The 13869-nt window shown below is 61.1% G+C and carries 15 protein-coding genes and 1 tRNA gene; 8 read left to right on the top strand and 8 right to left on the bottom strand.

The features are described from left to right. Nucleotides 1-68 precede the first annotated feature (68 nt). A complete protein-coding gene (locus E3U23_RS01860; RefSeq protein WP_279349477.1) occupies nucleotides 69-1619 on the bottom strand; it encodes a CHASE domain-containing protein in 1551 nt (516 codons plus the stop codon). Between the two features lie 307 nt (nucleotides 1620-1926). Between E3U23_RS01860 and E3U23_RS01865 the strand changes: the two genes are divergently transcribed. The 3 genes from E3U23_RS01865 to E3U23_RS01875 are packed head-to-tail and all read left to right on the top strand — an operon-like array spanning nucleotide 1927 to nucleotide 3923. Continuing rightward, entirely contained in the window at nucleotides 1927-2115 is a 189-nt protein-coding gene (locus E3U23_RS01865; protein ID WP_279349478.1) for a NepR family anti-sigma factor, read from the top strand. After that, on the top strand, nucleotides 2115-2720 hold the full coding sequence (locus E3U23_RS01870; RefSeq protein ID WP_279349479.1) for a sigma-70 family RNA polymerase sigma factor: 606 nt from the start codon (nucleotides 2115-2117) through the stop codon (nucleotides 2718-2720). The genes E3U23_RS01865 and E3U23_RS01870 overlap by 1 nt, the downstream gene beginning before the upstream one ends. 45 nt (nucleotides 2721-2765) lie before the next feature. Then, complete coding sequence (locus E3U23_RS01875; protein ID WP_279349480.1) at nucleotides 2766-3923, top strand: AI-2E family transporter; 1158 nt, start codon at nucleotides 2766-2768, stop codon at nucleotides 3921-3923. 53 nt (nucleotides 3924-3976) lie between these two features. Here the strand turns inward: E3U23_RS01875 and E3U23_RS01880 are convergent, their stop codons facing one another. Beyond that, on the bottom strand, nucleotides 3977-4588 hold the full coding sequence (locus E3U23_RS01880; protein ID WP_279349482.1) for a superoxide dismutase: 612 nt from the start codon (nucleotides 4586-4588) through the stop codon (nucleotides 3977-3979). 177 nt (nucleotides 4589-4765) lie between these two features. Between E3U23_RS01880 and glmM the strand changes: the two genes are divergently transcribed. Next, nucleotides 4766-6103, top strand: coding sequence for a phosphoglucosamine mutase (gene glmM, locus E3U23_RS01885; RefSeq protein WP_279349483.1), 1338 nt, complete (start codon nucleotides 4766-4768; stop codon nucleotides 6101-6103). Continuing rightward, entirely contained in the window at nucleotides 6100-6918 is an 819-nt protein-coding gene (gene thiD / locus E3U23_RS01890; RefSeq protein ID WP_279349484.1) for a bifunctional hydroxymethylpyrimidine kinase/phosphomethylpyrimidine kinase, read from the top strand. The genes glmM and thiD overlap by 4 nt, the downstream gene beginning before the upstream one ends. Nucleotides 6919-6923: 5 nt before the next feature. Here thiD and E3U23_RS01895 read toward each other — a convergent pair whose 3' ends face one another. Next, the gene (locus E3U23_RS01895) at nucleotides 6924-7808 is read right to left on the bottom strand and encodes an LOG family protein (protein ID WP_279349485.1); all 885 of its coding nucleotides are present in this window, start codon (nucleotides 7806-7808) and stop codon (nucleotides 6924-6926) included. Between the two features lie 52 nt (nucleotides 7809-7860). Beyond that, a tRNA-Trp gene (locus E3U23_RS01900) sits at nucleotides 7861-7936 on the bottom strand. Nucleotides 7937-8018: 82 nt separating this feature from the next. On the opposite strand from E3U23_RS01900, the gene aat reads away from it, so the two are divergent. Beyond that, a complete protein-coding gene (aat, locus tag E3U23_RS01905) occupies nucleotides 8019-8705 on the top strand; it encodes a leucyl/phenylalanyl-tRNA--protein transferase (RefSeq protein WP_279349486.1) in 687 nt (228 codons plus the stop codon). Here the strand turns inward: aat and E3U23_RS01910 are convergent. From E3U23_RS01910 to E3U23_RS01925, 4 genes are read right to left on the bottom strand one after another with little or no spacing between them, the layout of a single operon-like run. Then, nucleotides 8654-9145, bottom strand: a complete 492-nt coding sequence (locus tag E3U23_RS01910; RefSeq protein ID WP_279349487.1) for a DUF2155 domain-containing protein — start codon at nucleotides 9143-9145, stop codon at nucleotides 8654-8656. The genes aat and E3U23_RS01910 overlap by 52 nt on opposite strands. A 2-nt stretch (nucleotides 9146-9147) precedes the next feature. Beyond that, nucleotides 9148-9570 carry an NADH:ubiquinone oxidoreductase subunit NDUFA12 gene (locus E3U23_RS01915; RefSeq protein WP_279349488.1) on the bottom strand — a complete coding sequence of 141 codons (423 nt, stop codon included), beginning with the start codon at nucleotides 9568-9570 and terminating at the stop codon, nucleotides 9148-9150. A 59-nt stretch (nucleotides 9571-9629) separates the two neighbouring features. Then, the gene (locus E3U23_RS01920) at nucleotides 9630-10148 is read right to left on the bottom strand and encodes a DUF192 domain-containing protein (protein WP_279349489.1); all 519 of its coding nucleotides are present in this window, start codon (nucleotides 10146-10148) and stop codon (nucleotides 9630-9632) included. Then, nucleotides 10103-10702: a regulatory protein RecX gene (locus tag E3U23_RS01925; protein ID WP_279349490.1), complete on the bottom strand. Its 600-nt coding sequence runs from the start codon at nucleotides 10700-10702 to the stop codon at nucleotides 10103-10105. The genes E3U23_RS01920 and E3U23_RS01925 overlap by 46 nt, the downstream gene beginning before the upstream one ends. Nucleotides 10703-10834: 132 nt before the next feature. Here E3U23_RS01925 and E3U23_RS01930 point away from each other — a divergent pair, with 132 nt between their 5' ends. Beyond that, nucleotides 10835-12568 (top strand): fatty acyl-AMP ligase, encoded by a 1734-nt coding sequence (locus E3U23_RS01930; RefSeq protein ID WP_279349491.1) that lies wholly within the window; start codon nucleotides 10835-10837, stop codon nucleotides 12566-12568. A 91-nt stretch (nucleotides 12569-12659) separates the two neighbouring features. After that, nucleotides 12660-13868, top strand: a complete 1209-nt coding sequence (locus tag E3U23_RS01935; RefSeq protein ID WP_279349492.1) for a toxic anion resistance protein — start codon at nucleotides 12660-12662, stop codon at nucleotides 13866-13868. Nucleotide 13869: the final 1 nt, after the last annotated feature.

Below are 13869 nucleotides of genomic sequence, written 5' to 3' on the forward strand. Positions count from 1 at the left end.
ACGAACGGTATCGAAAGGGCTGCGGGGAGCAATTCCCGCGGCCCTTTTCTTTGTCCTTCGGCAATGTCTTACAGCTTCTTTTTGCGTAGTTCGAAATCACCGGTCTCGCGGACCGGGATGCGTAAAGAGCATCGCACACCGGCCGGATCGAACTCCAGCTCCACCGGCTGCCGTAATTCATGGGCGACGATCTTCTCGATCAGATCCGTACCGAAGCCTCGCTTGTTTGGCGGGGTGACATCGGGCCCGCCGCTCTCGCGCCAATCGATCTGGGCAAGAGCCGGTGTGACGAGATCCCACTGAACCTCGACACGGCCGCCCGGCACGCTCAACGATCCATACTTGGTGGCATTCGTGGCAAGCTCATGCACCGCAAGTCCGAGAGACAGCGCGTCGTTCGGCGCCAGTTCCACCTCGGGCCCGTCGAGCACGATCTGCTGGTCCTCGTCGCGCGCATAGGGCGAAAGTTCGGCTTCTACGACCGCTCGTACCGGCGTCGTACCCCAATCGGACTGCGTCAGAAGATCGTGCGTAGCGGATAGCGCCCTGATGCGCGCATCGATCCCTTCCGCAAATTCGTCGAGCGACGTTGCCCGCCGACGTGTCATGGAAACGATGGACAGCACGTTGGCGAGTGTATTCTTCACCCGGTGATTGAGCTCACGAGTCAGGGAATTGCGGATCGAATTCTGTTCGGCGAACCACTGCAAAGATCGGTGATCTTCCGCCGCCTGTTTTGTCAGCAATCGTGCGACAATGGTGAGCAGGCTGGCAACGGCGAGGCCCGAGAGCAACGTAATAAGCGAGAGCGGCGAAAGCGTCGTATCCACCGCACTCTGCACCGTCAGCCGGACCGGGTGATTGGCGAGGTCGATCTGCCTGGAAATGCTCGTACCCTCTTCGCGCCACTCGCCGCGACGTGCCATGAGATCCCCAGTTGCGAGGTCCGACAGTTGGACAGCCATATCGTCGCCCAAGCTGCTTTCCGACGTCGACGCTAGAAATTGCGCCGCATTGAATGGACTGTAGATGAAGCCCTTCAGTTCGCGCCCGACTGCCGAATTGTTGAATATAGGCATGTAGATATTGAAGCCGGCGGCATCTCCCGTCCCTTCCTGTTTCAGAACGATCTCACCGGTGGCCGTCGGTCGCCCGTCTCGTTCGGCTTCGTCCATCGCTTCACGACGGACCGGATCGCTGTACATATCGAAGCCCAAGGCGCGGCGGTTGCGCTGTGTATCCGGCCTCAAGAAAAGGACGGGTACGAGCTTGTCGCGAGGCTGCTGTGCCAAACTGGGCCAGACCGATCGGGTCGTATTTCGCCCCATATTCAGGCGTTGCTCGTATGCCACAACTTCGCTTGCATCGATGACCGGAGCGTACCCTAAACCCTCAGCGCCTCGATAATCCGTATCCAATCGCAATTCGGTGACGAAACGCCGGAACGTGGCAGGATCCACGCTATCCTGCGCACTGAAAAGCGCAGCTCCGGCACGTAGATAAGAGGAATGGGAGTAGATGCGGCGCTCGATCGCCGTTGCTATTGCCTGTGTGTCACGGATGATTTCCGCGCGTTCGCGGACACGCTCGCCGCGCTCGATTGCAAAAACGCTAAGCACGGTGACACTCAGTACGAGCAAAAAAATCAAAATGGGAACGGCGCGCGGGTATTCCACCAGCCACCGCGTGCCTCGCCCCCTTCGCTGTGTATCCATTCGAGTCAGTTAATCTCTCATATGCTAACGACCTGGCCCCTTATGGTTCAACGCGGGTGGGAATGTTCGTTCCACCTTTCGTCGCAACCTATCTTTATGTGTGGAACGCTTTCGGGAACGTTGCGTTTGGGCCAAACCTATGGGATCGAACTTTGAGCGGGTACGACATTTACGATCGCCAGAATTCCTTAAAAAGGGCGCTTTTGCGAACATGACTGATGGAAAACCCTCGGGCGGCACGGTGAAGGCCGACGATGGTCGCACGAAAAAAAAAGATTCACGGCCCGGCAGGCAACCCGATTGGACGAACGGGTTGCGTCAGCTATACGACTCGGTAGTGGAAGAACCGCTTCCGGATCAATTTACCGAACTGCTCTCGCGATTGGATAAGAAGGACTGATGGGGGGTACGACGAGAACGGCCTCCGAGAAGGCCGACTTCAAACAGGAACTGACCGACGTCGTTCCACACCTGCGCGCTTTTGCGCGCGGGCTGTGCGGGCGTGCGGACATGGCCGACGATCTGGTGCAGGAAACGCTGTTGAAGGCGTGGGCCGCACAGGAGCGGTTTCAGCCGGGGACGAGCATGCGCGCCTGGACCTTCGTGATCCTGCGCAACGCCTATCTCACCGATATGCGCCGCAATCGCTTCCGCGGCGATTACGACGAGACCGTGGCGGAACGGATCCTCACCGCGCCTGCCGGACAGGAAGAACCGATCCACCTCTCGGACATGCACCGCGCCTTGCTTACGTTGCCGCCCGAACGGCGTGAAGCGTTGCTATTGGTTGGCGCTGGCGGCTTTTCGTATGAGGAAGCGGCGAATATCTGCGGCTGCGCCGTCGGTACGATCAAAAGTCGCGTCGGGCGCGCGAGGGCCGCGTTGAATGCCATGTTGACGGACGGAAGCATTCCTCAACGATCCACCGACGATGCGGCCGCCCATCGCGCTATTCTCGAAGAACTCGACGATGTGGCCGCCGGGAATGGCTCTGTATCGCGATAGCAGGATGACGCGGGGCATGTCGCCGACGGTCCCGCGAACATCCGGATGAGCGATCCCGACACACAAGAGGAAACCGAGCGGCGCGGTAATGCCTTGGCCGAGCAGGAACTGCGCCTCGTCTCCGCGCTCGTCGTTCTTATCGGCCTTGGCGTATTCCTTGCCCTGCCCTTTGTGCTTTCGATCGGTGCAGTCGTGTTCCTGCCGATCGTCACGGCAATCGTGTTGACGATCATCCTGTCTCCGTTGGCCGACCGGATGAACGGCGTCGGCGTGCCAAATGGCTTGGCTGCCCTCGTTTCGCTGATCGTATTTTTTGCGATCGTACTCGCCGCATTAGGCTTGATACTCCAGCCGGCGGTCGTTCTGTTCGAAGGGCTTCCCGTTCTGGTCGACGGGGTCGGCGCGCGGTTTTCCGAGCTGCGCAACCAGTTCGCCTGGATCGGCGATATCAACCGGCAGCTCGGCGAGCTTCTTCCTCAATCCGGCGGGCGCGAGGTCGTTCTCGCAGGGCCGAGTTGGCTGGAAGAGGTCGCCTTCGCGACGCCGACGGTCGTCGTCGAGACCATACTCACGCTGTTGATGGCCTTCTTCATGATCGAGGCGCGTGTCCGTCTGCGTCAGAAGCTCCTTCTTGGTCGCTCCAATTTCGGATCGAGCATCAAGGCCGCCCGCGTTCTGCGCGAGGTGCAGGACCGGGTTGCCGCCTACATCCTCACGGTGGGGTGGATCAATGCGCTGGTGGGAGCGGTGGTGACACTGGGCGCATGGCTGCTCGGCTTGGAAGTGCCGATCATGTGGGGCGGGCTGGCCGCGATCCTGAACTTCCTCCCCTATATCGGGCCGACGGTCATGATCGGATTACTTGCCCTTTACGGCATCGGAACGAGCGAAACGGTGATCGTGGGCCTCATCCCAGCGACAGCCTATCTAGGGCTGCATGCCGTAGAAGCGAATGTTGTCACTCCATCGATCCTCGGTGCGCGCTTCACAATGAACCCGGTCATGATTCTGATCGCGCTATCCTATTTCACATGGGTTTGGGGCGTATTGGGCGCACTACTTTCTGTGCCAATCCTGCTGATCCTGACGGCTCTGTTCGACCATGTCGGTCGCCCGAACCTGATCGGCTTCATTTTCGGCGAACCATTGTTCCCGTCCCTTCCAATCGGCGACGAAGAAGCGGATATAACCCAAGCGCAATAAAAAAGCCCGCCGCTCCGAAGAGCGACGGGCCTGTTTATCGTGTTGCTCTAGTCTTAGCCTGGATATTCCCAAGTCGTGCCACGCGCGAGGTTCTCGCTCGCGAAGCTCCAGTTGAGCTTGTCGGTCACCTGCTCGAGATATTCCGGACGCGCATTCTGGTGATCGAGGTAATAGGCATGCTCCCACAGGTCGATCGTGAGCAGCGGGTTGATGCCTTCCTGATCGGCCAAGGTATCGCCATCATGCGTCTCCATGATGGTCAGTTCGCCGTTCTTTTCGGCAAGCCAAACCCAGCCGCTGGCGAAATGCCCTGCGCCGCGCTCTTTCAGCTTATCCTTCAGCTCGTCGACCGAACCGAACGCGCTCTTGATCATGCTCGTCAACTCGTCAGACGCAGCCGTTTCTTCGCTGGCAAGCGAATGCCAGTAGAAGCCGTGGTTCCAGCTTTGAGCGGAGTTGTTGAACAACCCCTGGTCGCTACCGCGGGCGCTCTTGATTACCGCGATCAGCGAATCGTCGGACGTGCTTTTGTCCTCGATCGCTTTGTTGGTCTTGTCGATATAAGCTTTGTGATGCTTGCCGTGGTGATAGTTTAGCGTCTCCTCCGAAATTGCCGGATTGAGCGCGGTCTTTTCGTACGGGAGATCGATGAGATCGAATGCCATAGTCTGGTCCTCTAAATGCCATTGAGTGAATAGAAAGGGCTTTGCCTACCTAACGAGCGGGACGGTCAACGGTTGCATCAGCCTCGATATTCCGGGCCGATTACGCGATTGCCCCCTTCCCTTCGACCTTCGCATCCTTACAACGCGATTTCTCCGAACACAGGCACGGCGGGACGTATGGCACGCAAATTCTTCGGCACGGACGGCATTCGCGGGCGCACAAACGAAGGCGCGATGACAGCGGCGATGGCAATGAAGGTCGGCCAAGCGGCCGGTACGCATTTCCTGCGGGGCGGGCACCGGCACCGGGTCGTTATCGGCAAGGACACCCGCCTTTCGGGCTACATGATGGAAAGCGCGCTGGTTGCCGGCTTCACCAGCGTCGGCATGGACGTCATTATGACCGGGCCGCTGCCGACGCCCGCCATTGCCCTTCTCACCCGCGAGATGCGCGCCGATCTCGGCGTAATGATTTCCGCCAGTCACAATCCTTACGAGGATAACGGGATCAAGCTGTTCGGGCCGGACGGGTTCAAGCTGTCCGACGATGCGGAAAGCAGTATCGAACGCCTGCTTGAACAGGAACCACTGCTGGTCGAGGCCTCGCGCATCGGTCGGGCCCGCCGGATCGATGATGCCCGCGGACGGTACATCCATGCGGTCAAGCAATCGGTTTCAAGCGACGTGCGGTTCGACGATCTAAAGGTCGTCGTCGATTGCGCGCACGGCGCGGCCTATCAGGTGGCGCCCGCCGCGATCTGGGAACTGGGAGCAGACGTTGTCTCGATGGGCGTCGAACCCGATGGAACCAATATCAACCGTGATGTCGGCTCCACCGCGCTCGATGCGATCTGCGCGCGCGTAGTCGAGGAAGGGGCGGATATCGGCATTGCGCTCGACGGCGATGCCGACCGGCTGATCGTGATCGACGAAAAGGGCAAGCCGGTCGACGGTGATCAGATCATGGCGCTCATCGCCACGCGCTTGAAAGCGCGCGATGCGTTGACCGGCGGGGGCGTGGTGGCGACGGTGATGAGCAATCTCGGCCTCGAACGCTATCTGCAAGGCGAAGGCCTTTCGCTTGAGCGGACCAAGGTCGGTGATCGTTACGTGCTCGAACGCATGAAACAGGGCGGTTTCAATGTTGGCGGCGAGCAATCGGGCCACATGATCCTGCTGGATCACGCGACCACCGGAGACGGCACCATCGCCGCGATGCGCGTGCTGGCAAGCTTGGTGCGATCGGGCAAACCGGCGAGCGAATTGCTCCACGTATTCGATCCGGTGCCGCAGCTTCTCAAGAACGTACGGTTTGACGGCGGCAAGCCGCTCGAAGCGGAGAGCGTTAGAAGCTGCATCGCCGACGCCGAGGCGGAACTGGCGGGAACGGGTCGACTAGTGATCCGGCCGTCCGGCACCGAACCGGTCATTCGCGTAATGGCGGAAGGCGATGATGCGGCGCAGGTCGAACGCGTAGTCGATCGGATCTGCGAAGCCGTGCGCGACGCGGCATGAGTTGGGCGCCATCGCAAACGCGCAAACCGCCGCGCATTCTCTCCATTGCCGGATCGGACAGTTCGGGCGGCGCGGGCATCCAGGCCGACCTCAAGACCATTACCATGCTGGGCGGCTACGGGATGACGGCTATCACCGCCGTTACTGCGCAAAATACGACGGGCGTTTTGGGAGTGGAAACCCTGCCCGCATCGTTCATCGCGGATCAGATCGCTGCCTGCTTGAGCGATATCGGCGCCGACGCGATCAAGATCGGAATGGTCGGCAGCCGTGCGATTGCTAACGCCATCGAACGCGCGCTGGTCGATAGTAAGGCGCCCGTCGTCTTCGATCCGGTCATGGTCGCCACCAGCGGATCGGTTCTGGCAGACGACGAGACGATCCGTGGGTTCGACCTGCTCATGTCAATCAGCCGTGTGGTCACACCGAACCTCCCTGAACTTGCCGCGCTGACCGGTATCGAATGCGACAGCGACGAGGCAATTGCCGAGGCGGCGGAATTGCTCATTGCACGCCATGGCTGCGCTGTTCTTGTAAAGGGGGGCCATGCAGCAGGACGGGACGTGACAGACCGCCTGTTCGATCCCGAAGGGCGCTATGCCAGCTTTACGGATCCCAAGATCGACACCCGCCATACGCACGGCACGGGCTGTACCCTGTCTGCCGCACTGGCTACGTTTCTGGGGCACAGAATGCCGCTCGAACATGCCGTGCGCCTTGCCCGTAATTTCACGCGCGAGGCCATCAGCGCGGCGCCCGGCTTCGGGTCAGGCGCCGGACCGATGGGGCATCAGGCCGTACGCAAAATAGACTGACGGCCTCAGCGCTTCAGATCATAGAAGCGGGAGATATGCCCCCAAGCCTCGTCCGCCGTTTCACACCAGCGGAACAGGTCGAGGTCCTTGCGCGAAATCGTCCCTTCCTCCGCCAGAGCGTCGAAATCGATCACGCGCGTCCAGAAGTCCTTGCCGAATAACAGGATCGGCATCGGCTTCATCTTGCCGGTCTGGATCAATGTCAGCAGTTCGAAGAACTCGTCGAACGTGCCGAAGCCACCGGGGAACACCGCCACTGCCTTGGCGCGCAGCAGGAAGTGCATCTTGCGCAACGCGAAATAGTGGAAGTTCAGCGAAAGATAAGGCGTGACATACTGGTTGGGCGCCTGTTCGTGCGGGAGGATGATGTTGAGGCCGACGCTTTCGGCCCCCGCATCGCTCGCTCCGCGGTTGGCAGCCTCCATGATGGATGGACCACCGCCTGAACACACCACGAACTGCCGCTTGCCGTTCTCGACGATCGAGCGTTCGCTCGCCATTTTGGCGAGGTTGTAAGCCTCGGTGTAGTATTTCGCTTTCTCGGTCAGCTTCTCGACCACGATCCGTTCGTCGTCCGGCAGGTCCTTCGCGCCTTCCAGCGCCGTCTCCACTGCTTCCGGCGGCGGGATGCGGGCGGAACCGTATATTACGAGCGTGGAACCGACGCCCGCTTCGTCGAGCAGCATTTCGGGCTTCAGCAGTTCGAGCTGAAAACGGACCGGGCGCAATTCCTCGCGCAACAGGAAATCGTTGTCCTGAAACGCCAGCTTGTAAGCCGGATGCAGCGTCTGCGGCGTCTGCTTGGAGAGAGTTTTCTCGAACTCGGCTTCTTTTTCCGCCGGGTAGAATTTGCGATCCGCCAGATCGCGGTCTTTCGATGTTTCGTCCATGGCTCGGCGCGATAAAGCGCTCGTTCCGATGCGACAAGCGGCAAGAGGAAAATGGCAGGGGTGACAGGATTCGAACCCGTGGCCCTCGGTTTTGGAGACCGATGCTCTACCAGCTGAGCTACACCCCTGCAGCGCGCGCCGCATTAGTCCGGGGTGCGGCGCAATGCAAGCGGGATGCGCGGATCACAATCCTCGGCTAAGGCGGCACCCATGCATGCCCCGCCGCAACCGCCCCCGATTCCGGCCGAACTGCTGCTGCGCGCCTATCGCAGCGGTATCTTCCCCATGGCGGACTTTCGCGATGATCGCGAAGTGTACTGGGTCGAGCCGAAAGAGCGGGCGATCATTCCCCTGAACGGCTTCCGGCTATCGCGATCCTTGCGCAAGGTCATCCGGCAGAACCGGTTCGAGGTGAGTGCAGACAGCGATTTCGAGGCCGTCATCGCCGAATGTGCCGCCCCGCGCGAAGATCATGCCGAAAGCTGGATTAGCCGCCAGATCGAGGCGAGCTACATTGCGCTAAACGAGCAGGGCCATGCCCATTCCGTCGAAGTCTGGCAGGACGGGGCGCTGGTCGGCGGGCTTTACGGCGTTGCGTTCGACCGTGTCTTTTGCGGCGAAAGCATGTTCAGCCGAATGGACAATGCCAGCAAGGTGGCGCTGGCTTGGTTGGTCGCGGCGATGCGGGACGCGGGCTACGCGCTTTTGGACTGCCAGTTCATGACGGACCATCTCGCCAGCATGGGCGCGGTCGCCATGACGCAAAGCGCCTATGTCGCGAAGTTGATCGAAGCGCGCGGATCACCTCGGGCAGGCATTCCCGAAGCCGTCGCGGCCTTCAACGCTCACTCCTCGCCCGGAAACTCCATCGCGCAGTCCTTGATCCAGACATCGTAGATCGGATGCTCGACCACGTTGAGGCTGGGCGAGTTCTTGAACAGCCAGCCTGAAAAGATCTTTCGGAAGCTATTTTCAGTGCCGCGCTGCTTGACCAGAACCTGCACGAACGCACCGGTCTCCTTCGGCATTTCCCAAGGCGCGGTTCGCTCGCACGATTGCAGGCGCACGATCACATCGCCGATCCGGCGGGATTGGCCGGGGCTAAGCTCGATATCCTCGCTCAAATTGTTGCGCTTGTTCAATATGCCGAGCGTAGCCACCCGCTCCTGAAGCGGGGTGCCGATGCCGACTTCTTCCGCGGGGATATCGGGCATCTCGACCGTCTCGAGATCGGCGGGAATAGCGGTAGCCGTCTCTGTCGGCTGCGCGGGAGGCGCTTCGGCGTCGCAGCCCGCCAGCACCGCAAGCGGCAGGATGAGCGCGGCGGCGCGGCGCATGGTCAGGCGTCCGGGTTCCAGGCTTCGTAATCGCCTACAGCCCGCGCGCGGTTGCCGCCTTTCTGCAAGGCGCCCTGCGGAAGGTAGGCTTCGTTCGTGCCGGTCGCATTGGGCGAATAATCCGTTTCCCAGATACGCGGCGGAGGAAGGAAGCTTTCGGGCACATCTTCGCCCGCCCCGTGCAGCCAGCCATGCCATTCAGCAGGCACGCGGCTCGCATCGTTGGCGCCGTCATAGATCACCCAGCGTCGTTCCTTGCCGGTATAGGAACCGTCGGTGGTAAGATTGTCGCGCTTGTTCTTGGAGCGATAATACTTGTTACCCATCGCATCGGTGCCGACATGCTCGCCATTGCGCCAGCTCCAAAGCGCCGTGCCGATGGTGGCGCCGTTCCACCACGTGAATATCTTGCCGAGAAAGTTCATGGGCCGCCGGTTAGCCGATTACACGCCGCTGGCCAAGCTGATGAATCGCGAGCCGCATGTTACCAGTCGACCTTGTCGCCCGGCTCCAGTCCCAATTCCGCCGCGCGCCCCCCGATCAGTTCGAGCACGCCGCTGGTGATTCCCTCCGACGATACGCTTTCTTCGGTATAGGGCGGGGTTTCGGCAGCGATATTGAGAATGCGCCGGTCGGGTCCGATGAAGATAATGTCGAGCGGGAGCGGCGTGTTCTTCATCCAGAAGCTGCGCGCGGTCTGCGGGTTGCTGGGGAAGATCATCCCCTCATTCGGGCCGAGTTCGGTACGGAACATTAGACCGCGCTGCTGCGCCGCGGGCGTATCGGCGAGTTCGGCCTGAAAGCGGTGAACGGTGTTTCCGCTAGTCACGGTCAGGGGAATGACGCTTAACCCGCTGACCGGGTGGACCGACGCCTCTGCCGGTGCGTTGGATGATTGCGTGGCATTGGCCGTCTGTGCCTGCGGCGAACAGGCCGCAAGCGCGAGAAATGCTGCGCTTAATCCCGCCGTTCGTAATCCAAATCCGATGCTTCGGCGACCCATTCGTCCAACTCCTCCTCGGTGGCGGCATCGAGTACGCGGCGCGCCATCTCGAAATTATGGCCCGCACGGATCATCGCGGCAAGCTGCTTTTCGTAGAGCTTGGCACCCGCTTCCCGGTCTAGCGTGGCGCGCGGCTGCCCGAATGGGCCGAATTTCCGCCGCCGCGCGAGATGCTGGATTGCCCCGCGCGCCTCGTATTCGCCCGGAGCGAAGCGCGCCCGCAAGGTTTCGTCGATACCGTCGGCGCGCAGCGCCTGCTCGACGCGGCGCTCTCCATAACCTCGGGCGACCAGCCCGCCGGCTTTTGCCCGTCCGTATACGGCATCGTCCACATATCCGTTCTCCACGAACCGGGCGACGAGACCGTCGATGTCGGGCTGCGTCTCGTCTTCCCAGCCTCGCTGCCGTATTTTTCGGATAAGGTAACGCTGCAATTTGGCGGCCGTCGTCGCGAAACGTGCCACGTATGCCAGCGCCAGATCGTTCAGCCGTACCGGATCGAGCGGTTTAGGCGCGCGGCGTTTCTTATCGTATGTTGTTCGTGGTTCACCCATTTGCCATATTACTGCCATGTTCCTTATGAAATGGGAAAGATCGAAGACACGACCGCCAGGGAGAGGCGGCTGAACAAATAGCCGAAAGCACCGCAGGGTGCGAGAATTTCACGGATTTTGCAGGTAACTTCTATGACCGACGACGCTTTGACGCCGACGCCGAACGATTGCAGCCTGCCTCGTCGGCGGTCCGATTTCGCGACTTTGACCGAAGCGATCGATTATGCGGCGCAAAGCGAGAAGGGTCTCAATTTCCATGATATGCGCGGCGATCTCGCCCGACCCTATCCGTTTTCCGAACTTCGCGGCGATGCGCTGAAGCTTGCGCGGCAGCTCGTCGCATCGGGCATCGCGAAGGGGGATCGGGTGGCGCTCATCGCCGAAACGTGCCCCGAATTCGCTGCGCTGTTCTGCGCGTGCACCTATGTCGGTGCATGGCCCGTGCCCCTGCCGCTGCCAACAACCTTCGGCGGCAAGGAAAGCTATATCGATCAGCTTTCGGTCCAGCTCGAAAGCAGCGATCCGAAAATGCTGATCTATCCCGGCGACATTGCCGAAATGGCGCAAGCGGCGGCGAATAAACAAGGCTGCGAAGGTACGAGTTGGGAAGACTTCGCCGCCCGCCCCGATCCCGAATGCGACCTGCCCGAAGCGCAGCCGGACGACATCTGTTACCTCCAATATTCCAGCGGATCGACGCGGTTTCCCACCGGGGTCGCGGTGACGCACAAGGCGCTTCTGCATAACCTGCACGGCCATGCCGCAGGCGTCGATCTGGGCGAGAACGACCGCGTGGTTAGCTGGCTGCCATGGTATCACGATATGGGTCTGGTTGGCTGCTTCCTCTCGCCTATCGCGAACCAGGCTTCGGTCGATTACCTCAAAACCGAACATTTCGCACGCCGTCCGCTTGCATGGCTCGATCTGATCAGCCGCAACCGGGGAAATACGCTCAGCTATTCGCCTACCTTTGGGTACGACATTTGCGCGCGGCGCATCTCGAGCCAGAGCAGCGTCTCCGATCGGTTCGACTTGTCGCGCTGGCGCACCGCGGGGAACGGAGCGGACATGATCCGGCCCGACGTTATGCAGAGCTTCGTCAACGCCTTTGCGCCCGCCGGCTTCAAGGCCGCCGCCTTTACGCCGAGTTACGGCCTTGCCGAGGCGACGCTGGCCGTCACGGTCATGCCGCCGGGCGAAGGCATCCGCGTCGAACTGGTGGAGGAGGAACGCCTCTCGGGCGCGCCCCGCAACCTTGCCCGTCCGGCCCGCTATCGCGCCATCGTGAATTGCGGGAAGGCGCTGCCGGGTATGGAAGTGGAAATCCGTGACGAACAGGGCGCGGCCAAGGCGGATCACCAGATCGGCACGGTCTGGTGCCGCGGGGAAAGCGTCATGCACTCCTACTTCCGCAACGAGGAGGCGACCCGCGCCTGTCTCGTCGACGGCTGGCTCGATACGGGCGACATGGGATACATGGCAAACGGCTACCTGTTCATCGTCGGGCGAGCGAAGGACATGATCATCATCAATGGCAAGAACCTCTGGCCGCAGGATATCGAATGGGCCGTGGAACAGCTGCCCGGCTTCAACCATGGCGATATCGCCGCCTTCGCAATCGAGGCGGAGGACGGCGAGGAAGCGCCCGCCGTGCTGGTGCACTGCCGCGTGTCCGACCCCGAAGAACGCATTAAGCTGCGCGAACAGATCGCCGACAAGGTGCGCGGGGTCACCGGCATGAGTTGCGTGATCGAACTCGTTCCGCCGCGCAGCCTGCCGCGTACGAGTTCGGGTAAACTGAGCCGCGCCAAGGCGAAGCGGCTGTATCTTTCGGGCGAATTGCAGCCGCTCGACATCGCGGCCTAGCGGCGACTGGCGACTTGAAAGCCCTGTCTTATCGCCCTAATACAGAATGAGGCGGGGCATCCCCCCGCGAGACCGTTCGTGAGGGAGTTCGATGAGCCAGAACCAGACGCAGACCGCCACGGCGACCGATTTCGATCTCACGCCGCCCGATCCCGTGCCGACCGTTTCGGCGGAAAAGGCCGCGGGACTGGTCCCGGTCAGCGACGAGGTGAAAAGCAAGCTCGACGCCAAGGTGGACGGGTTCGTGAACGACTTGGTCTCGCAGGATGCGAACTCACCCGAATTCGGCAAGAAGGTCGACCAGCTCACCAATATGGGCCGCAAGGAAATCGCGGCCGCGGCCGGCATGTCGAACCGCTTCCTCGACCGCCCGGTGCGCGCGATGGACAAGGACGAGGGCGTCGGCTCCGACCTCGCCGAACTGCGCCGCGTGGTGGAAGACCTTGACCCGGGCAAGCGCGGCAAGCTGTCGGGCACGCGCAAGATCCTCGGCATCATCCCTTTCGGCAACAAGCTAACCAACTATTTCCGCAGTTACCAAAGCGCGCAGACGCATATCCAGTCGATCCTCGGCAACCTTGCCAGCGGGCGCGACGAGCTCTTGATGGACAATGCGGCGATCGACGTCGAGCGGCAGAAGCTGTGGGAGGCGATGGGCAATCTGGAACAGATGATCCATATCTCCAAGACGCTGGATACGCGGCTGGAAGAGAAAGCTGCCGAGCTCGACATGACCGATCCGGCCAAAGCCAAAGCGCTGCGCGAAACGGCCCTGTTCTACATCCGTCAGCGCACGCAGGACCTGCTGACCCAGATGGCGGTGAGCGTGCAGGGCTATCTCGCGCTCGATCTCGTCAAGAAGAACAATGTGGAACTGGTGAAGGGCGTCGACCGGGCCAGCACCACCACGGTCAGCGCGCTGCGCACGGCAGTGACGGTGGCCGAGGCGATGACCAACCAGCGCCTTGTCCTCGGCCAGATTACGGCGCTTAACGACACAACCGCCGGCATCATCGACAGCACCGGCACGCTGTTGCGCGACCAGACGGCGAAGATCCACGAACAGGCCGCGTCTAGCACCATCCCGATGGAAACGCTGCAGCGCGCCTTCCAGAACATCTACGACACAATGGACGAGGTCGACAGCTTCAAACTGCGCGCGCTCGATTCGATGAAGCAGACGGTCAATGTCCTGTCCGACGAGGTCGAGAAGTCGAAAGGCTACATCGCCCGTGCCGAAGGACAAGCGCAGGCGGATCGCCAGGTTGCCGAAAGCGGCCTCTTAAGCATCGAAGGCTGAG

The sequence above is a fragment of the Erythrobacter litoralis genome (genome assembly GCF_029760855.1).
In the GTDB taxonomy this organism is placed as follows: domain Bacteria; phylum Pseudomonadota; class Alphaproteobacteria; order Sphingomonadales; family Sphingomonadaceae; genus Qipengyuania; species Qipengyuania litoralis_A.